Annotated in this window: 17 protein-coding genes; 14 read left to right on the top strand and 3 right to left on the bottom strand. The window is 72.9% G+C overall.

Features of this window, described 5'->3' with window-relative positions:
* Positions 1 to 95 precede the first annotated feature (95 nt).
* On the top strand, positions 96 to 2,684 hold the full coding sequence (locus tag CF165_RS06875) for an AAA family ATPase (RefSeq protein WP_240521475.1): 2,589 nt from the start codon (positions 96 to 98) through the stop codon (positions 2,682 to 2,684).
* Between the two features lie 139 nt (positions 2,685 to 2,823).
* Here CF165_RS06875 and CF165_RS53375 read toward each other — a convergent pair whose 3' ends face one another.
* Positions 2,824 to 3,714, bottom strand: a complete 891-nt coding sequence (locus CF165_RS53375) for a hypothetical protein (protein ID WP_205660788.1) — start codon at positions 3,712 to 3,714, stop codon at positions 2,824 to 2,826.
* A gap of 37 nt (positions 3,715 to 3,751) precedes the next feature.
* Between CF165_RS53375 and CF165_RS06885 the strand changes: the two genes are divergently transcribed.
* From CF165_RS06885 to CF165_RS06935, 11 genes are all read left to right on the top strand, one after another.
* Positions 3,752 to 5,593, top strand: coding sequence for a dynamin family protein (locus CF165_RS06885; RefSeq protein ID WP_093946570.1), 1,842 nt, complete (start codon positions 3,752 to 3,754; stop codon positions 5,591 to 5,593).
* Positions 5,590 to 7,068, top strand: coding sequence for a dynamin family protein (locus tag CF165_RS06890; RefSeq protein WP_093946571.1), 1,479 nt, complete (start codon positions 5,590 to 5,592; stop codon positions 7,066 to 7,068). The genes CF165_RS06885 and CF165_RS06890 overlap by 4 nt, the downstream gene beginning before the upstream one ends.
* The gene (locus CF165_RS06895; protein ID WP_093946572.1) at positions 7,065 to 8,312 is read left to right on the top strand and encodes a hypothetical protein; all 1,248 of its coding nucleotides are present in this window, start codon (positions 7,065 to 7,067) and stop codon (positions 8,310 to 8,312) included. The genes CF165_RS06890 and CF165_RS06895 overlap by 4 nt, the downstream gene beginning before the upstream one ends.
* Position 8,313: 1 nt before the next feature.
* On the top strand, positions 8,314 to 9,900 hold the full coding sequence (locus tag CF165_RS06900; RefSeq protein ID WP_093946573.1) for an Hsp70 family protein: 1,587 nt from the start codon (positions 8,314 to 8,316) through the stop codon (positions 9,898 to 9,900).
* A 17-nt stretch (positions 9,901 to 9,917) separates the two neighbouring features.
* Positions 9,918 to 10,247, top strand: coding sequence for a divalent-cation tolerance protein CutA (gene cutA, locus CF165_RS06905; protein WP_093946574.1), 330 nt, complete (start codon positions 9,918 to 9,920; stop codon positions 10,245 to 10,247).
* A gap of 9 nt (positions 10,248 to 10,256) precedes the next feature.
* Complete coding sequence (locus tag CF165_RS06910; RefSeq protein ID WP_093946575.1) at positions 10,257 to 10,955, top strand: RraA family protein; 699 nt, start codon at positions 10,257 to 10,259, stop codon at positions 10,953 to 10,955.
* 76 nt (positions 10,956 to 11,031) lie between these two features.
* Positions 11,032 to 11,496, top strand: coding sequence for a DUF6292 family protein (locus CF165_RS06915; protein ID WP_093946576.1), 465 nt, complete (start codon positions 11,032 to 11,034; stop codon positions 11,494 to 11,496).
* 80 nt (positions 11,497 to 11,576) lie between these two features.
* A complete protein-coding gene (locus CF165_RS06920; RefSeq protein ID WP_093946577.1) occupies positions 11,577 to 12,224 on the top strand; it encodes a response regulator transcription factor in 648 nt (215 codons plus the stop codon).
* Between the two features lie 70 nt (positions 12,225 to 12,294).
* On the top strand, positions 12,295 to 12,693 hold the full coding sequence (locus CF165_RS06925) for an ATP-binding protein (RefSeq protein WP_093946638.1): 399 nt from the start codon (positions 12,295 to 12,297) through the stop codon (positions 12,691 to 12,693).
* Between the two features lie 52 nt (positions 12,694 to 12,745).
* Complete coding sequence (locus CF165_RS06930) at positions 12,746 to 14,185, top strand: PAS domain-containing sensor histidine kinase (protein ID WP_093946578.1); 1,440 nt, start codon at positions 12,746 to 12,748, stop codon at positions 14,183 to 14,185.
* Positions 14,182 to 14,562: a response regulator gene (locus CF165_RS06935; protein ID WP_093946579.1), complete on the top strand. Its 381-nt coding sequence runs from the start codon at positions 14,182 to 14,184 to the stop codon at positions 14,560 to 14,562. The genes CF165_RS06930 and CF165_RS06935 overlap by 4 nt, the downstream gene beginning before the upstream one ends.
* A gap of 4 nt (positions 14,563 to 14,566) precedes the next feature.
* On the opposite strand, the gene CF165_RS06940 is transcribed toward CF165_RS06935, so the two are convergent.
* Positions 14,567 to 14,959, bottom strand: a complete 393-nt coding sequence (locus CF165_RS06940) for an STAS domain-containing protein (protein WP_093946580.1) — start codon at positions 14,957 to 14,959, stop codon at positions 14,567 to 14,569.
* A gap of 540 nt (positions 14,960 to 15,499) precedes the next feature.
* On the opposite strand from CF165_RS06940, the gene CF165_RS06945 reads away from it, so the two are divergent.
* Positions 15,500 to 15,808: a DUF4326 domain-containing protein gene (locus CF165_RS06945; RefSeq protein ID WP_093946581.1), complete on the top strand. Its 309-nt coding sequence runs from the start codon at positions 15,500 to 15,502 to the stop codon at positions 15,806 to 15,808.
* Between the two features lie 47 nt (positions 15,809 to 15,855).
* Positions 15,856 to 18,429 carry a tetratricopeptide repeat protein gene (locus tag CF165_RS06950; RefSeq protein ID WP_093946582.1) on the top strand — a complete coding sequence of 858 codons (2,574 nt, stop codon included), beginning with the start codon at positions 15,856 to 15,858 and terminating at the stop codon, positions 18,427 to 18,429.
* Here the strand turns inward: CF165_RS06950 and CF165_RS06955 are convergent.
* Positions 18,426 to 19,871, bottom strand: coding sequence for a phenylacetate--CoA ligase family protein (locus tag CF165_RS06955; protein ID WP_093946583.1), 1,446 nt, complete (start codon positions 19,869 to 19,871; stop codon positions 18,426 to 18,428). The genes CF165_RS06950 and CF165_RS06955 overlap by 4 nt on opposite strands.
* Positions 19,872 to 19,891 lie beyond the last annotated feature (20 nt).

Here is a 19,891-nt window from a genome sequence, read left to right on the forward strand (position 1 = left end):
GATCCGGTACTCGGCGGGGCCCGGCGTGGTCATTATCCGAGCGACGGGTGTGCGCGGCCACCGGGAAGCCGGCGAGGGACGGGGAGGCAGTGGGTGTGGCGAACGACTGGCCGCTGGTCGGCCGCGAACAGGAACTGGTGTCCGCGCGCCGGGCACTGGCCGACGCCGAGGTGTGCGGGCTGCTGCTGACCGGGCGCGCCGGCGCCGGCAAGACACGCCTGGCCAAGGTGCTGCTGGCCGAGCTGGCCGACGGCGGCGCGCGCACGCACTGGGTGCGCGCGATGTCGTCCGCGTCGACCATCCCGTTCGGCGCCTTCGCGCACCTGCTGCCCGGCAGCGCCGACGGCACGGCGGACCGCGCGCACCGGCTCAACCGGGTCGCCGGCCACCTCACCCGCGGCGCGGAAGGCCGGCGTCTGGTGCTCTGCGTCGACGACGCCCACCTGCTCGACGACCTGTCCGCGACCCTGGTGCACCAGCTGGCCGCGACCGCGTCGGCGTTCGTGATCGTGATCGCGCCGCACGGCGTGAGCGTGCCCGACCCGGTGTTCGCGATGTGGAAGGACCGCGTCGCCGAGCGGATCGACGTCCGCGAGCTCACCCGTCCGCAGACCACCGAGCTGATCACCGCGGCGCTGGGCGGCCGGCTCGAAGACGGCGCGGAGCACCGGCTGTGGCACCTGTCCCTCGGGAACCCGCTGTTCCTGCGCGAACTCGTGCAGGGCGGCCTGGACAGCGGTTCGCTGTCGGCCGTCGACGGGGTGTGGCGGTGGAGCGGCGCGCTGACCGCGACCCCGCGGCTGGTCGAGCTGATCGAAACCCGCACCGACCGGGTCGACGCCGACGAACGGCGGCTGCTGGAACTGCTGGCCTTCGGGGAGCCGCTGGGCTGTGAGCCGCTCGTCCGGCTGGGCGCCGGGCGCGTCCTCGCTTCGGCCGAACAGGCCGGGCTCGTCGTGTCGGAACGCACCGGCCGCCGGCTGAACGTCCGGCTCGCGCACCCGCTCTACGCCGAGGTGATCCGGCGCCGGACGTCCCCGCTGCGCCAGCGCGACACCTACCGGATCCTCGCCCAGACCCTGGACCTCACCGGAGCCCGGCGGGCCGAGGACAAGCCCCGGCTGATGCGGTGGCGGCTGGCCGCCGGGCTGCCGATCGACCCCCAGCTCGCCCGCGCCGCCGCGGAGACGTTGCTGCGCAAGGACTTCCCGCAGGCCGAACAGCTGGCGGCGGAAGCCGCCCGGTCGGGCGGCGGGTTCGCGGCGAAGTTCCTGCTCGCCCAGGTCCGGATCGCCGGCGGACGGCACGCCGACGCCGACGAACTCCTGGCGGAGCTGGCCGGCGAGACGGTTTCGGACGCGCAGCACGCGCGCGTCGCCGCGACCCGGGCGCTCAACCTGGCGTTCGGCCTCGGCCGCGCGGACGACGCCGAGGCCGTGCTGGACACCGCGGAGACGCTGGTGTCCCGGACCGCGGACGAGCTGGTCACCGCGCGGGCGGCGCTGCGCGCGGCGGCGGGTGCCTGCCGGAGCGCCCTCGACCTGCTCGGACCGGTCCTGGACCGCAACCGCCGCGGCGACCCGCTCCGGCTCGGGGCGCTGGTGGCCGCGGCCGGGGCGCTGGCCGAAAGCGGCCGCACCGAGGCCTGCCTCGCCGTCGTCGAAGAAGGACTCGCCGTCGCGGCGCGGATTTCCGACGCTTCCGCGCCCGGGGCGAGAGTCCGGCTGGAGCACGCCCGGATCGTCGCGTTGTGCCGGGCGGGACGGCTCGAGGAAGCCGAAGACCTGGCCGGCGCGGGCTACCGGGACGCGGTCGGCGACCGCTGGGGCCCGGCCCTCGCCGCCGCGGCGGCGTCGCTCGGCACGGTCGCGCTGGCCTACGGCAACATCCGTGGCGCGATCCGCAGGTTTCGGGAGGCCCTGGTCGTCGACGGGCACGACCAGCCGCACGAGTTCCGCCCCGCCGTCGCGGCGGCGCTGGCCCGGGCGACGGCGATGAGCGGGCGGCCCGAGGACGTGGACCTGCCGGGTCCGCTCGGCGGGTGGGCCCGCGCCTGGGCGGCGGCGGCGCGAGGTGAATCGTCCCGTGCCGCAAGCCTCGCCGCCGAAGCCGCGGCCGCCGCCGAGGCGGCGGGCGGGCACGGCGTCGCGGCCGAGATCCGCCACGACCTGGTCCGGTTCGGGGTGGACACGGACGTTCCGCCGGACGGAGGCGGGCTCCTGGAGCTGGTGTACGCGGCTCACGCGCGTGCCCTGTCGGCGGCGGACGCGGCCGGGCTGGACGCCGTCGCGACGGCGTTCGCCGACACCGGCGCGCGGCTGCTCGCGGCGGAAGCGGCGGCCCAGGCGTCCCGCGCCCACCGCGCGGCCGGGAAGCTCGGCAGCGCGGTCACGTCGGCCCAGCGGGCCCGGGCGTGGCTGGCGTCCTGCGAGGACGCGGCGACGCCGGCGCTGGCGCTGCTGGACACGCCGCTCGACCTGACGGTGCGCGAGCTGGAGATCGCCCGCCTGGTGGCGACCGGGCTCACGAGCCGCGCGGTCGCGGACCGGCTGGTCGTGTCGGTCCGGACGGTCGACAACGTGCTGCACGGCGTCTACGCCAAGTTGGGTATCTCCGGGCGCGGCGAGCTCGCCTCGGTGGTGGGCAGGCCGGAGCCGGGGAGTACCCCCGCCGACGCCCCATAGGTAGTCCGCGCCGGCCGCCGCCGAGAAGCCGAGTAGAGCGCTACTCATGACCGGAGGGGCCCGCGGCCCAAGACTGGATGACAACGGAGGGGCACCGGCTTCACCGATCCGAAGATCAGGAGCGCACAGGATGACGACTTCATCGGGCGACGTTTTCCAGAACGAGCAGGGCTCGGCCGGTTCCGGCGGGAACCAGTTCAACGAGCAGGCGTCCGCGGGCGGTTCGGGGGACATTTTCCAGAACGAGCAGGGTTCGGGTGGCTCGGGCGGGAACCAGTTCAACGAGCAGGCTTCGACGGGTGGTCGCGGTGGCGACATCTTCCAGAACGAGCAGGGCTCGGGCGGTTCCGGTGGGAACCAGTTCAACGAGCAGGCCGCCACGGGTGGTCGCGGCGACATTTTCCAGAACGAGCAGGGCTCCGGGCGTGGCGGCAATCAGTTCAACGAGCAGGCCTCGGCCGGTCGCCACGGTGACGTGTTCCAGAACGAGCAGGGCTCGGGTGGTCACGGTGGGAACCAGTTCAACGAGCAGGCTTCCACGGGTGGTCGCGGTGACATTTTCCAGAACGAGCAGGGCTCGGGTGGTCACGGTGGGAATCAGTTCAACGAGCAGGCTTCCACGGGTGGTCGCGGTGACATTTTCCAGAACGAGCAGGCCCACGGTCACGGCGGGAACCAGTTCAACGAGCAGGCCTCGACCGGCGGTCACGGGAGCATCTTCCAGAACGAGCAGGGCTCCGGCGGTCACGGCGGGAACCAGTTCAACGAGCAGGCCTCGACCGGCGGTCACGGGAACATTTTCCAGAACGAGCAGGCCCACGGCCACGGCGGCAATCAGTTCAACGAGCAGGCCGCCACGGGCGGGCACGGGAACGTCTTCCAGAACGAGCAGGCCCACGGCCACGGCGGCAACCAGTTCAACGAGCAAGCCGCCACCGAGCACCACCACGGCCACGAGCACGAGCAGGAGCACCACCACGGCGGGCACGACCACCACGCCGACTACCACCACCACGACGTCGACCCGCACGTCTGAGCCGGCCGACGACGTCCACTGAGGAGCGGTCATGCAGGAGCCGAGCGGCGGGGGGCACATCGCCCTCGACACTCTCGACCTCGCCGTCAAGGGTGCCAAGGCCTACGGGCGGGACGACCTCGTCCAGCGCCTTACCGACGCCCGGCGCCTGCTGTCCGAACCCGACGTCACCGTCTACGTGGTCGGGGAGTTCAAGCAGGGCAAGAGTTCTCTCATCAACGCCCTGCTGACCGCCAAGATCTGCCCGGTCGACGACGACATCGCGACCGCGGTGCCGACCGTCGTCCGCTACGCGCCGGAGTCCGGGGCTCTGGCGACCTACGAGCCGGCCGACCCGTCGTCGCCGCCGTGGACCGAGCGGATCTCCCTCGAAGACCTTCCGACCCACGTGAGTGAAGCCGGGAACCCCGGCAACCTCCGCAAGCTGAGATCGGTCACCGCGTCGATCAGCCGCCAGCTGCTCTCGGGCGGGCTGGTGCTGGTCGACACCCCCGGCGTCGGCGGGCTCGGCTCGCTGCACAACGCCGTCACGGTCAGCTCGCTGCCGCGGGCGCACGCCGTCCTCTTCCTCTCCGACGCCTCGCAGGAGCTGACCGGCGCCGAGCTGCGGTTCCTCCGGACGGTGAAAGAACTCTGCCCCACGGTCTTCTTCGTCCTCACCAAGATCGACCTCTACCCGCAGTGGCGGCGGATCCTCGAACTCAACGCCGGCCACCTCGAAGCGTGCGGGATCACCATCGACGCCGTCGCCGTCTCCTCCGAGCTGCGTACCGTCGCGGCCCGTTCGGCCGACCAGGAGATGAACGTCGAATCCGGCTTCCCGCAGCTGGTGAAGCGGCTGCAGGGCGTGGTCGGGGACGCCGAGCGGTCCGCGCTGAACGCCGTCGGCCTGCACGTCGGGTCCGCGGTCGGGCAGCTGCACGCGGCCCTGCGCGCCCGCCGCACCGCGCTCGCGCACCCCGAGCAGTCCGCCGCCCTCATCGAGGAACTCGGCCGTGTGAACGACCGCGTCGACGCGCTGCGCAGCCAGTCCGCGAAGTGGCAGCAGCTGCTCTTCGACGGCTTCGCCGATATTTCGTCCGATGTGGACTACGATCTGCGCGCCCGCTCCCGCGGCGTGCTGCACGAGGCCGAAGAGGCCATCGAAGAAGGCGACCCCGCCAAGAACTGGGCGGAGTTCGAGAAGTGGCTGCGCCAGCGCCTCGCCAACGAGACGCTGGAGAACTACGCGACCTTCGTCAAGCAGGCCCGCGGCCTCGCCACCCGCGTGGCCGAGCACTTCGAGCTCGCCGAGTCGCAAGCCGTGCTGCCGCGCGAGGTCCAGGCACCCGTGACGGTCGTCGAGGCGATCGACATCGATGCGTCGTTCACCGGGACCAAGGCCCGCGGCGCCACCGGGATGGCCGCGTTCCAGAAGGCCTACAGCGGCTTCCTGATGTTCTCCATGCTCACGAAGATGGCCGCGCTGGCCATCCCGACCCCGTTCGGCGTCGCGGCCGGCCTGCTGATGGGGCGCTCCGGCTTCCTCGACGAACGCAAGCGGCAGCTGGAAAAGCGCCGCGGCCTGGCCAAGACCGCCGTGCGCCGGTTCGTCGACGAGTTCAACCTCCAGGTCGGCAAGGACTCCCGCGACGCGATGCGGACCGTGCAGCGCGAACTCCGCGACGCCTACGGCGCGCGCGTCGAAGAACTGCAGCGATCCCTGACCGAGGCGCTGGCGAACGCGAAGAAGGCCGTCGTCGACGACGACGCCGAGGCGGCCGAACTCAAGCGGCTGGAGGCCGACATCGAAGCCCTCGAGGTGCTCGACCGCCGTGCCGGGGAGCTCACCCTGCGCAGTGCGCCCAAGCCCGTCCCGGCGGTGACGCGATGACACCGCCGCTGTACTTCCAGGTCCGCGGGTTCGTCGCCCGCGCCTGCGCCGGGTACGCCGGCACCCCGGCCGAGCCGGTGCTGCGGCAGATCGCCGGCCGGCTGGCCGAGCCGCTGCGCGTCGCGATCGCCGGCCGCGTCAAGGCCGGGAAGTCCACGCTGCTCAACGCGCTGGTCGGCCAGGAGCTCGCGGCGACCGACGCGGGGGAGTGCACCCGCGTCGTCACCTGGTACCGCAACGGCCCGACCTACCGGATCATGCTGCACCCGCTGCGCGGGATGCCGCGGCAGCTGCCGTTCGGGCGCCTGTCCGGCACGCTCGGCCTCGAGCTCGGGATGGCGCCCGACGAGGTCGAACGGCTCGTCGTCGACTGGCCGTCGCCCGCGCTGCGCGCGATGACCTTGATCGACACGCCCGGGCTCGGCTCGGCGCGGTCGGCGGTCTCCGAACGCACCGAGGTGGCGCTGGTGCCCGAGGGCGACGGCGTGGGCACCGCGGACGCGGTGATCTACCTGATGCGGCACGTGCACGGCGACGACGTCCGGTTCCTGGAGGCGTTCCACGACGACCCCGCGCAGCGGCGCCCGGTGAACACCATCGGCGTGCTGGCGAAGGCCGACGAGGTCGGGCACGCCCGCACCGACGCGCTGGACTCGGCGGCGAAGATCGCCGGCCGCTACGCCCGTGACTCCCGGGTCCGCGGCCTTTGCCAGACCGTGGTCCCCGTGGCCGGCCTGCTGGCCAGCTCGGCGGCGTCGCTGAAGGAGTCCGAGCACCGCGCGTTCCGGGTGCTGGCCGCGGCCCCGGAGGCCGAGGTGGCGCGGCTGCTGACGTCGGCCGACCGCTTCGCCCGGGCCGAGTCCGAAGTGGACGTTCCGGCGGCCGAACGCGCCGGGCTGCTGGCCCGCTACGGGCTCTTCGGCGTCCGGCTGGCGGTCGAGCTGACCGGCGGAGGCCACGTGACCGGCGCGCGGGCGTTGTCGGGCGAGCTGCTGGCCCGCAGCGGCCTGCACGGCCTGCGCGCGCTGCTGACCACCCAGTTCGCCGCGCGCGCCGACGTGCTCAAGGCCCGCTCGGCGCTGCAGGCGGTGGAACCGGTGCTGCGCGCCTACCCCGACCGCACCGGCGGGCTGCTGCACGAATGGGAGCGGATCGTCGCCGGCGCGCACGAATTCGCCGAGATCCAGCTGATCGACTCGATCCGGCTCGGCGTCGTGCTGTTCACCACCGACGAGGCCCGCGACGCGGAACGGCTGCTCGGCGCGGCCGGGGTGGACGTGCCGAGCCGGCTGGGCCTGCCGGCGGACGCGGGCCGCGCCGCGATCCGGCAGGCGCTCGGCGCCCAGCTGCTGAGGTGGCAGCGGCGCGCGGAGCACCCCGCGTCGCCGCGCGACGTCCGCGACGCGGCCCGCGTGCTGGTGCGTACCTGCGAGGGAATCCTGCTCAGCGAAGCCCGGGCGGAGGTCTTGTCGTGACCGAGCTGCCGAAGAAGATCAAGCGGGCCGCGGTGGCCGTCGCCGGTGCCGTCGCGTCGGAAGTGGCCGGCAACGTGCTCACGCCGGGGTCGCCCGGTGCCGCGCCGCCGCCACCGCCACCGCCGCATCCGGAACCGGTCGCGGCGGAGACGGCGGCGCACGAGGCCGGCGGCCACGAGTACGTCCCCGAGGTGGAGACCCACACCGTGACCCGCGGTGAGGACGGCTCGGTCGAGGCGCGGACGGGCACCGTCTGGCACCCGGAGACCACCGACGGCACGCCGCTCGAGGAACTGCCCACCGTCGAGGAGTTCGAGCAGATCGACGTCCGCGAGGACGAGTTCGGGAACTTCGTCATCGACGCGACCGAGCGGTTCGTCGTGCACGACCACGGCCACGACGAGGTGTACGTCGAGCACCAGCACCTGGTCGTCCCCGGCGACGGCACGCCGGGCGACACGGACATCGACATCGTCCAGGACGCCGGCATCGTGGTCCACGAGAACCCGGACGGCACGATCACGGTGGAGCACGAGGGCTCGCTGACCTACGAGCTGACGCCGGACGCGCCGGGGCACGGCGACATCGAGGTGTTCCAGGAGGAGACGGTCGTCCTCGACGAGGCCCGGACCGGCCCACCGGGGATCGAGGTCGGCATCAGCGTGGACGAGCAGGCGAGGGCCGAGGACCCGTTCGGCGAGCCGGCCGGGCCGACCGTCCACCAGACCGAGACCGTGGGGGACAAGGCTCGAGGGACCGCGGTGACGACGTCGGTGACCGCGCCCGCGTCGTCACTGCCCGCGCCACCGCCGGTCGTCACGTTCAGCCGCCCTCCATCCACAGTGGACACACCGGTGGTGCAGCCGGTCGCGGTCGAAACCACCACCTTGGCCGCGTCGAACTCGCTGGCCGAGCACCCGGCCGCGAAGCACAGCTTCGTCACCGAACCCGAGCCGGAGCACCACGACGCCGGCGAAGTGACGGGCGCCCGGCCGCACCCGGCCGAGGAGAAGCACCCCTTCGAGCCACCGCGGCGGCCCGACCCGGACCCCGGGCCGGACAAGGGACAGCACCTGCCGGACCACGACCGCGTGCCGGACGAGCCGCCGCCCGAAGCGACCCCGCCGGCGGAGCCGCCACCGGAGCACGAAGACCACCACGACCACCTCGAAGACCCGGAACCGCACCCGGTTCCGGACGAGCACCGGACTTTTGACCACGCGCACGCGGACGGCGGAGGCTGACATGGGCTACGGACTGGGCATCGACCTCGGCACGACCTTCACGGCCGCCGCCGTCGACAGTGCCGGCCACGTCGAAATGGTGTCGCTCGGCGACCGCACGGCGGCCATCCCGTCGGTCGTGCTGCTGCGGGCCGACGGCGGGGTGCTGGTCGGGGACGCGGCGAGCCGGCGCGCGGCCGTCGAACCCGACCGCGTGGCACGGGAGTTCAAACGGCGTCTCGGCGACCCGACGCCGGTGCTGCTCGGCGGTGCGCCGCATTCGGTGGCGTCGCTGATGGCCCACCTGCTCGGGTACGTGGTCCGGACGGTCACCGGCCGGCAGGGCGGCCGTCCGGACCGGATCACCCTGACCCACCCGGCGAACTGGGGCCCGTACAAGCGGGAGCTGTTCGAGCAGGTGCCGCGGCTGACCGGGATCGACCGCGTCGGGCTGATCACCGAGCCCGAGGCCGCGGCGGCGCACTACGCGGCCCAGGAACGCCTGGACGACGGCGCGGTGGTGGCGGTGTACGACCTCGGCGGCGGCACCTTCGACGCGACCGTGCTCCGCAAGCGCGGCAGCGGCTTCGAGATCCTCGGGACGCCGGAAGGCATCGAGGGCCTCGGCGGCGTCGACTTCGACGAAGCGGTGTTCGGGCACGTCGACCGCGCACTCGACGGGAAGCTGTCGCAGATCGACCCGGACGACGCGGGGGCGGTGGCCGCGATCGTGCGGCTGCGCCAGGAATGCGTGCTGGCCAAGGAAGCCCTGTCCGCCGACACCGAAACCGCCGTCCCGGTGCTGCTGCCGTCGGTGCAGACGGAGGTCCGGCTTACCCGCGGCGAGTTCGAGGAGATGGTCCGCCCGTCGATCACCGCGACGATCGGCTCGCTGCACCGCGCGCTGCGCTCGGCGAACCTCCGGCCGGCCGACCTCGGCGCGGTGCTGCTGGTCGGCGGCTCGTCGCGGATCCCGCTGGTGTCCCAGCTGGTGTCCGCCGAACTCGGCAGGCCGACCGCGGTGGACATCCACCCGAAGTACGGCGTCGCGCTCGGCGCCGCCGCGCTGGCCTCCGGGCGGTCCGGGCTGGTGCAGGCGACGCGGTCGCAGCCGGCGATCCGGCCCGTCGCGCCGCCCCCGCAGCCCGACGTCCCACGTGTGCCGGCGCCGCGTGAGGAGACGCGTGTGCAGGCCACCCCGGGGTTCGGCGCGGGCGCGCCGCCGCCGTCGCTCGGGCGTGGCAAGGCCGATGGTTCGACCCCGGCACGGCGAGCCTCGCGTCGCGGGGTCGTCATCGGCCTGTGCGCGGTGGCGGCCGTGGCGATCGGCGGGGTCGCCGTCGCCGTGAGCAGTTCCGGCGGCGGCTCGGCCGGCACCACGACGACGCCGCCGGCCCCGAGTTCGGCGAGCGAGACACCGACCCTGGTGACGCTGGCATCGCCCGAGGAACCGCAGACGACCCACGCGACCGTCGTGCCTCCGCGGACGAACCCGCCGGCGACGACCAGGCACAAGACGCCGCCCCGGACGACCACGCCGACCCGCACCACGACACCCACGACGACCACCACACCGACGACCACGACGAGCGCGAAGCCGACGACCTGAGCCAGTACGGTCGCCGCATGACCGCAGAACACGTGATCGTGACGTCCACGACCGACTCCGAAAGCGCGGCCCGCGAGCTGGCCGTGAATGCGATCGAAGCCAGGCTCGGGGCTTGCGCGCAGATCGTCGGCCCGGTCACCAGCGTCTACCGGTGGGAGGGCGCGGTGCAGACGGGCCGCGAGTGGCGGGTGGAGATCAAGACGACCGCGGACCGGGTGCCGGCGTTGACCGAACGCCTCCGGCAGCTGCACGGCTACGACCTGCCGGAGATCATCGCCACGCCGATCGAAGGCGGCAGCGGCGACTACCTCACCTGGGTCACCACCGAAACCCGGAACGGTGGTTAGCTTCGCGGTATGGATCTCGAAGCGCGGTTCGCGACGCTGACCACCGCCCACCTCGCCGACGCGTGCATCCGCGCCGGTCTCCCGGTGCGCTGCGCCCCGGCGCCGACACGTGCGGTGGTCACGGGCAGCCGCCTGTGCGGACCGGCCGTCCCCGCCCGGCACGTCGGCAGCGTCGACGTCTTCCTGGAGGCGTTCGAGGACGCCCCCGAAGGTGGCGTGCTCGTGGTCGACAACGGCGGCCGCCTCGACGAAAGCTGCGTCGGCGATCTCGTGGTGCTCGAGGCACGCGCCGCCGGGCTGGCCGGCGTGGTGATCTGGGGCCTGCACCGCGACACCGCGGACATCCGGGCCATCGGGCTGCCGGTGTTCAGCCTCGGTTCGATTCCGACCGGACCGCTCGGCCTCGGGCCCCGCGTCGACGGCGGGCTGGCCGAGGCGATCGTCGGCACCTGGCGGATCGGGCCGTCGGACCTCGTGCTGGGCGACGACGACGGCGTCCTCTTCGTCCCCCTCGCCCGCGCGGGTGAGCTCTTCGCGCTGGCGGAAGGGATCCGCGACACCGAGCGCCGCCAGGCCGACCGGATCCGCGGCGGCGAGCCGCTGCGCCGTCAGGTCCGGTTCGGTGAATTCCTCGCGGCGCGGGAATCGGATCCGGAATTGACTTTCCGCGCGCACCTGCGTTCCGTTGGCGGCGCGATCGAGGAATAGCCCGCAATGAACCCGAAAGTGTGATCACTCGCCGAATCGGGTATTCCGGCCTGCAGCGGGTGCGGGAGGCGGAACCATGAACACGCTCATCGGCTTCGGCAGGGACATCGAGTACCACTTCGCCCGGGGGCTGCGTGCCTACCTCGCCCGGGTCGCCCGGGCCGTCGGAGTGGGCTTCGAGTCGTGTTCGCTCGACCTCGACGTGCCCGCCTCCGGGTACATCGCCCTGGACCGCCCGCTCGCGGACCTGCCGGGGCACGACCTGGCCCTGATCTGGGACGAGGTGCACGGCTGGTCGGCGGTCGTCGAGCCCGCGGGCGGGGGCGCGGCGAAGGTGTTCGCCTACCTCGGTGGCTCCGAGATCCTGCCGCCGCCGCGCGCGGTCGCCCGGTTCCTCGAGGTGCTGCGGGTCACCGGACCGCCGGCCGGGTCCTTCCGCCCGCCGGTGTTCCGGCGCGCGGGCCACCACGAAGACCTCGTCGACTGGCTGCCGGTGACCGGCCCCGAGGGGCTGCTGCGGCCGAGCTCCCCGGCGTGGTGATCGCGGCACCCGCACGGAAGGACGGGAAGGCGCCGAGCGCCTAGGATGGGCCGTCAGCCACCTGTCCAGTGAGGAAACCCGTGAGCAGTGCCGATGAGCCCGATCCCGTCCGCGTCCTCCTCGTCGAGGACCACGACATGGTGGCGGAGGCGCTGCAGCTCGCGCTCGACCGCGCCGACGGCATCACCGTGGTCGGCCGCGCCCGCTCGCGGGCGGAAGCCGTCGCCGACGCGCGCGAGCACGCCCCGGACGTCGTGGTTCTGGACCGGCGGCTCGCCGACGGCGACGCTCTCGGCGTCATCGCGGAGCTCGGCTCGGCCGGCGCGCGGGTGCTGGTGCTGACCGGTGACGCCACCCCGGCGGTCGCCGTGCAGGTGGCGCAGGCGGGCGGCGCCGGTCTCCTGTTCAAGTCGTCCCAGCTCGGGGTGCTGGAGGCCGCCGTGCGGGACGTCGCCGCCGGGGGCGTGGTCTTCGAGCCGGAACTGCTGCCCGGCGTCTTCGACCGGCTCACCGGCCGGGGACCCGCCGGCGGTTCGGCGCTGACCGCGCGCGAGCGCGAAACCCTCGACCTGCTCGCCGAGGGCGCGACGACCGACGAGATCGGCAGGCGGCTGGGCGTGTCCCGCAACACCACGCGCAACCACGTGCAGCGGGTGCTGGAGAAACTCGGGGCGCGGTCGAAGCTCGAAGCCGTCGCCGTCGCCCGCCGGGAGGGCCTCATCGGCTGATGCACCTGCACCAGTGCGCGGTGGCGGTTTGCATCTCGCGCCGCCCGGCGCCGCCCGGCAGGCTGGGACGGTGAACATCCCTGCCCCGCTCACCGCGGAGTGCGCCCTGACCGACCTGGCGGGCGGACTGGCCGCCGTGCGCCGGTTCACCCGGCTCACCCTGCTGGCCTGGGCGAGCGACGTCGCGGTCGACGACGCGCTCCTGATCGTCACCGAGCTCGCGACCAACGCCCTGCAGCACGCGGGCGGCTGCCCCGTCCTGCGGTTGAGCGTGACCGGCACGGAGGTCCGCGTCGAGGTCTTCGACGACAGCCCGGCGCCGCCGGTCCGGCGGCGTCCTGGCGCCGACGGCGGCTGGGGCCTCGCGCTCGTCGAGCGCCTGTCCGCGGGCTGGGGTACCACGCGCCACGGGCGGGGGAAGCTGGTCTGGTGTGCGTTGCCCGCCGCGTCCGCCGAACTCGCCGGCTGAGCACCGGGGGCCATGGCGTGCCGGGCGCGGCGCGATCCGGCAAAGTGACCGCATGGACGAAGCGCGCCGGCCGGACGACGACCGGTTCCGCCTGCTGGTGCAGGGAGTGCTGGACTACGGGATCTTCATGCTGGACACGGACGGCCGGATTTCGAGCTGGAACGCCGGCGCGGAGCGGATCAAGGGATATGCGGCGGAGGAGATCATCGGGAAGCATTTCTCGGTGTTCTACCCGGCCGAAGACGTGGCGGCGGGAAAACCGGCGCGGGAGCTCGAGGTGGCCGTCGAGCAGGGCCGGGTGGAGGACGAGGGGTGGCGGCTGCGCAAGGACGGCACCCGGTTCTGGGCGAACGTGGTGATCACGGCGTTGTACGACGAGCAGGGACGGTTGCGGGGCTTCGGCAAGGTCACCCGCGACATGACCGAGCGCCGCGCGGCCGAGCTGGCGTTGCGGGAGAGCGAAGAGCGGTTCCGCCTGCTGGTGCACAGCGTGCAGGACTACGGCATCTTCATGCTGGACACGGACGGCCGGATTTCGAGCTGGAACACGGGCGCGGAGCGGATCAAGGGATATGCGGCGGAGGAGATCATCGGGAAGCACTTCTCGGTGTTCTACCCGGCCGAAGACGTCGCCGCGGGTAAACCCACCTGGGAGCTGGAGGTCGCGGTCGAGCAGGGCCGGCTGGAGGACGAGGGGTGGCGGCTGCGCAAGGACGGCACCCGGTTCTGGGCGAACGTGGTGATCACGGCGTTGTACGACGAGCAGGGACGCTTGCACGGTTTCGGCAAGGTCACCCGCGACATGACCGAGCGCCGCAACGCCGAGCAGGCCCTGCGCGAACGCCGGCGGCTGGTCGGGCACCTGGTCGAGGCCCAGGAGGTGGAGCGGCGCCGGATCGCCTGGGACGTCCACGACGAGTCGATCCAGTCCATGGTGGCCGTCGGCATGCGCCTGCAGCTGCTCGCTTCCCGCCTGCCGGAACCGCAGGCGAACGCCGTCGGCGGCCTCGACGAGTCGGTGCAGGCGGCCATCGCCCGGCTGCGCGGCCTGGTGTCCCGCCTGCGGCCGCCGGAGCTCGACCGGCACGGGCTGGTGGAGGCGGTGTCGGCCTATGTCGACGACGTCGCCGGCCGCTGGGGGCTGGCGCATTCGGTACGGGACGACCTGACGGCCGAGCCGTCACCGGAAGCGGCGATCACCGTGTACCGCATCTGCCAGGAGGCACTCAGCAACGTCCACAAGCACGCCCGGGCCACCCGGGTCGCCGTCACACTGTCCACTGTAGACAACGGAACGCTCGTGCGGATCACCGACGACGGCGTCGGCACAGCCGGGGGAGACGCGGACGCGGGCCACTTCGGGATGGTCGAAATGCGCGAACGGGCCGAAGCCGCGAACGGCTGGCTTTCGGTGAGCAGCACACCCGGCGAAGGCACGACAGTCGAGTTCTGGTTGCCGATGCTGCCCGACGCGACGGGACTCGAACCATGACCGAGCTGCGGGTGCTGATCTCCGACGACGACGTGATGATCCGCGACGTCCTCCGGGAAGTCCTGGACTCCGAGTCCGACATCGCCGTGGTCGCGGTCGCCGGCGACGTCGACGAGGCGATCCGGCTCGCCGAGCGGCACCGGCCCGCGGTCGCCGTCCTCGACGTCCGGATGCCGGGCGGCGGCGGTGCGAGGGCGGCTCGCGAAATCGCCCGGTGCAGCCCGGAAACCGCCATCCTCGCTTTCTCCGCCTACGCCGACCGGGCGTCGATCGCGGGGCTCGCGGCGGCCGGCGTCACCGAATACCTGGTGAAGGGCGCGCCGAACAGCGCGATCGTCGAAGCCGTCCGGCGGCTGGGCGGTCAGTCACCTTCGTGAGCGGTCACCGGATCGGCCGGACGTTCGAGACGCCGTCGAAGTCCATCGGAAGCAGCGTGAACAGCCGCCGCACCGCGCGCGACTGCCCGGCGTCCACCGTGAGGTGCGCCCCGGCCGTGTCGGCGAGCAGCTGGGCCCGCAGCAACGAGTTCAGCCCGGCGACCGAGAAGAACGTGACGGCGGAGAGGTCGATGACGACCTCGTCGACCTGGCTGCGGATGCGGGACTGCAGGACTTCGTCGAGGCGGCGCGCGGTGCTGAGGTCGATTTCGCCGGTCACCTCGACGACCACGGTGTGGAGTCCGGGACGCAGCACACGCAGTGACATGTGACCGCCGGCGCTCATCCAGGCGGTGGTGGTGAGTTCTCGGTCGGCCGAGCGTGGCTGGGGAACCATCGCGGCACACCCTTTCATCGGGCAGCAGGGGCGGACCGGACGTGGTAGGACGGGGTGCCGGAAAGGCGACCTGCCGGCCCGGGCGCGGAACGTCCGGCAGCGGCTGCTGGCTCAACCGTAGGGCTTCAGCATAGTGCATATGCACTAGATGGACCACCGGGTGTCGCCAGGTGGACGGTTTCGATCCGGTCAGGGGCAGCTGTCAGTGATCTCGGCCGGTGAGCGAATCGGTGACCGTGCGTGGTTCGCGGCCGAGGAGTTCGGCGAGGAGGGGGATCCACCTGGGCGAAGCGGCCCTGCCGGGCGGCCTCGAAGAGGTCGAGCATCATGCCAACGACGCTACCGAACACACGTGCGAACAAACATCGCTGAATCCGGTGAAACACCGAGGCGTGGTCCGCGGGTGCCGAGGAGGCGGTTTTGCTTGCGGGTTCACTAAAGTAGCCCACGTGGGCGCGTGAGCAGCCCCCGATTTCCACCCTATCGCCGGGCACCGACAAAACCGTCTGCGAAGGCGCCGGGAATGCGAGGAGGGACGCGATGGCGACCACGGTCGTCAACCTGAAAGGGCACCGGGACGACCCGGACTACGCCGACGTCGTCTACGTCGGGCGGGCGATGCACCGCGGTGGCTGGCACCTCGAAGGCTCGAAGCTCGCCAGCCCGTTCCGTCCCGGCCCGGACGGCTCCCGCGACGAGGTCGTCGCCCAGTACCGGGAGTACCTCCTCGCCCGGCCGGACCTGCTCGCCCTGCTGCCCGGGCTCCGCGGCCGGCGGCTCGGGTGCTGGTGCGTGCCCGAACCGTGCCACGCCCAGGTGATCGCCGACCTCGCGGATCACGGCCCGTAACGAATCGCACCCCCTCCGCGAGTACTCTGGCACGAGGGGGGTGATCGATGGTGTCCGCGCGACGACACCGGGGTTTCGACCAGGCCGAACTGCCGGAAGTGCACCGGATCCGGTGGTGGCTCGCCACGGTGACGGCCGGGCTCGTCGCCGCCGGCTTCGCCGTCGTGCCCTACCTGCCGTTCTTCCAGAACTGGACCTTCGTCCGGGATCCGAAGGTCGCCAGTGTCGTCACCTGGACCGTCCTGCAGACGTCCGTAGTGCTCGTCTCCGTCGTCCTCACGCTGTACTTCACCGGCCGGGCACGCCTCGAAGCCGCCGCCTACCGGGCCAACCAGATCGACATCCGGCTGTTCGTCGACGAACGGGCCCCGGACAGCCACGACCGCGAAATCGACTCCGCGGTCGAGCTGACCGCCACCTTCAAGCGGTTCCTCAGCGACTCGCGCCTCTACACCCCGACGCCGGTCCCGGGCGTCGGGAGTTCGTACGACTTCATCCAGATCGTCGAGCACGCGGGCGACTCCGCGGACGGCTGGTGGAAGGCCGCCACCAAGCTGATCCGGCTCGCCCAGCCACCCGCCGCGTTCACCGTCACCGGCACCGTCCGCCCCGGCAACACCCCCGGCCGCCACCAGCTCATCCTGGAGCTCGTCCGCGTCCCGCGCTTCGCCGCGAGCCCGCTGGTGATCGAAGACGAGAACTGGCCGCGCGTGCTGCACCGCGCCGCCAACGCCGTCGCCGCGCTGGTCATCCCGCGCAGCGCCTACGTCCGGACGAACATCCACTGGGCCGCCTGGCGCGACGCGAAGATCCCGTACGAGCTCTTCGACGCCTACCAGCGCGCCAACCACTTCATCACCTGCCGCCGCTACGACGAAGCCCTCGCCGAGTACTACCGCGCGGTCAGCCTCGACCCGTCCAACGTCTACATCAGACTCGAGATCGCCGCCCTGCAGGAACAGCTCGACCTGCACCTCGACGCGCTCGCCACGTACGACGACGTGATCACCGTCTGCAGCCGGGGCCACCCCGCCCTCGCCCGGTGGTGGATCGGCCCCGACTTCGCGCGCCAGCCCCGCCGCCACGGGCGCGGCCGCGACGTCGCCCTGCTGATCGCCCGCTACCGGCACGCGCTCGTCCTCGGCCACGGCGACTCCGTGGCCGGTTCGTGGTGGGTGCGGCGCACCACCGCGGGCACCCCCGGCGACGCGCGGGCGCAGCGCCGCGCCGAACTGCGGGAGGCGATCGAGCTGCGCTTCCGCCGCTACGTCGACCTGGACGTCCGGACCGGCGCGGACGCGGTCCCGCGGGCGGAACGCCTTGAACTGCACCGCCGCGTGCTGCGCGTCCCGGTCGAGGAGCTCCTCGTCCACGAGGCGACGCCGGAGCAGCTGGCCGAGTACAACCAGCGCGCCGCCGAGATGCGGTCCTACTTCTGCGCGCTGTCGCAGTACGAAATCGAACGGCTCCTCGAGGACTACGGCCGGTGGCGGCGGCTCTGGCGCCGCAGCCGTCGTCAGCTGACGAACCGCGCGCTCGACCTGTCGCTGGTCTGGGCGGTGCTGCGGCGGGCGATGGCGGACATCGAGCCGGGCACCGGCGCGGTGCCCGAACCCCGGCCCGCCTACCCGGGCAGCCGCGTGCGGCCGGCCGACGCCTGCCCGGACCGGTGCTGGCCGCCGGACCCGCGGGCCCTCGACGCCACCGTCGAAGCCGCCGGACCGCGCAGGTCGTGGGAGGAGTGCTACAACGCCGCGAGCGTGTACGCCGTCGCGATGCTCGAAGTCGGCCCCCGCGGTGAACGCGATCTCCGCGACCACGCCCGCAACCCCCGCCTCGAAGGCGAGGCCCGCGACGAGGTGGCCCGCCGCGCGGTCCGCGAGCTGTACCACGCCGCGACGATCAGCCACAGCGGACGGCTGCCGGAGCGGCGCTCGTGGGTGATGGGGGAGGACCCCGACCTCGCCGCACTGCGCGGCCACGAGCTGTTCCGGGTCTTCGAGATGGTCACCTTCTCCCCGGACCGCGCCGCGCCGCTGCGGCCGCAGCGCGCCCACGTCTGGGAGCAGGTCAGCTACGTCCGGCAGCTCGTCGGCGACATCGCCGGCTGCCGGGCGCACCTCTGGCGGACGCGCGCCCTCGATCCCGGGCCGCTCCCGGACGGCCGGACCCTCGACCGCTGGCGCTCGGCCGACCGCGACGCCTGGCGGAAGCTCACCCAGCTCGCCGCCGGGAAGCAGGACTGGTACACGCGCTACCAGGCGATCTGCGCGTTCCGCGAGTGGTCGGCCGAGTCCGGCTACCCGGGCTCCGTCTCCGGGTTCCCGCTGTACTGCGAGGAACGGCTGCACGCCCAGCTGCGCGGCGCGGCCGGCCCGCGCGCGAAGACCGGTCTCGACGCGAACATCGTCGTCCGGGAGTACGTGCGGCTGTGCGACCAGCGCCTCGACCACCTGGTCGCCGACATCGCCGAGCTCGAACCCACCCTGGCCACCGACGACGGCTTCGCCGCCCGTGCCGAGCTGTGGGCCGCGCTCTGCGCGTGGTTCGACGACGACATCGCCGACGGCTCGTCGGCGGGCGAACGCCGCGAACGGTTCCGGAAGCTCGCCCGGCCCTAGGACCGCCGCGTGTACCGGTGCTTCACCCCGGCCGGGAAGTACTCGGGATCGCCCGTCGGCCGCAGGACGACATCGGGCAGCTGCCGCTCCGTCGGGACGTAGTGCGCGAACTCGCTGTTGAGCCGGACCAGCTGCGCGCGCACGGATTCCGCGATCCGTCCGGCGTCGGCGGTCGCGCCCGGCGCGGTCTCGACGGTGATCCGCAGCCGCCGGTCCCGGTCGGCGTCCTCGATCGCCTCGATGACGAACTTGCCGGTCACGGTGTCGCTGATGCCGGGCTGTTCCAGGCCCACGGTGACGTTTTCCGGGTAGACGTTCGCGCCGAAGAACGACACCGTGAACAGCGAACGGCCGAACACGTACACGAACGGAAGCTCCGGTCCGGGCGGTGGCGTGAAGCCGTGCCGGGCGCAGAAGGCGAGCAGCTCGGCGTACGGCAGGATCCCGCCGTCGTCGGCGATGTGGTAGCGGATGAGCGGGATGCCGCCGTCGGCGCTGAAGACGAGCGTGCCGTCGTGCACCTCGAAGAACCGGCTCGCCGGGTCGTACTGCACCAGCGTCGGCAGCCGCGCGTCGCCGAAGACCTCCCGCGCCAGGTCCGGGCGGCCCGCGAAGAAGCGGCGGATGCCCACCGACACCGGGGTTTCGGTGCCGAGCACACCCGCGTCGGCCGTGCCGTAGAGCGACGCGATGTCGCGGACCGGGTCGGCGATCCCGGCGCGCTGCGCGACCAGGTCGCGCCACTGCTCGCTGAACACTTCGCCCGCCAGCACCAGCTTGATCGCGTATGCGGCCCAGTCGACGCCCTCGGCGAGCCCGGTGTCGACGACGTCCTTGACGAACGGCGGGTAGCCCAGCAGCACGACCTGCTCGAAGTGCGGCGCGAGCTCCGGGAGCACCCGCAGGATCTCGGCCTTGTTGTTGCCCGGCGCCACCACGGTGATCGGGCAGCCCTTGGCCGCGAGGTGGCGCACGCACGCCGTGGTGAACAGCCCGCCCACCCAGGTGCCGAGCGGGAAGCAGACGACGGCGAGGGTGCCGCGCCGGTCGGCCTCGAAGGCGTCCACCAGCACCTGCTCGAACCGCCGCGCCACGTGCAGCTCGTCTTCGAGGGCGCGCGGCCACACGGTCGGGTGGCCGCTGGAGCCCGACGAAACGGCGATCATGTCGCACCCCGCGAACGTCCCGCCGCGGCACAGTTCCGGCAGCGGGTACTTCCGGTGGTAGCCGGCCTTGTCGACGAGCGGCAGCTGCCGGAAATCGGCCATCGTCGTGACGCTTTCGGCCGCGATTCCGTGCTCCCGCAGGAACTTCCGGTATGCGGGCACGGTCTCGGCAGTGCGGTGGAAGAGGTCGAGGACGTGCGGTCCGGACGGTGGTTGTGTGGCCTCGAAGAAGGTGTCGAACGCCTGCCGCACGCGCGCCTGCCGGCCGTGGTCCATGATCGGAGCATAGCCGCCGG

Origin of the sequence: Amycolatopsis vastitatis, assembly GCF_002234595.1 — a bacterium.
GTDB classification, from domain to species: domain Bacteria; phylum Actinomycetota; class Actinomycetes; order Mycobacteriales; family Pseudonocardiaceae; genus Amycolatopsis; species Amycolatopsis vastitatis.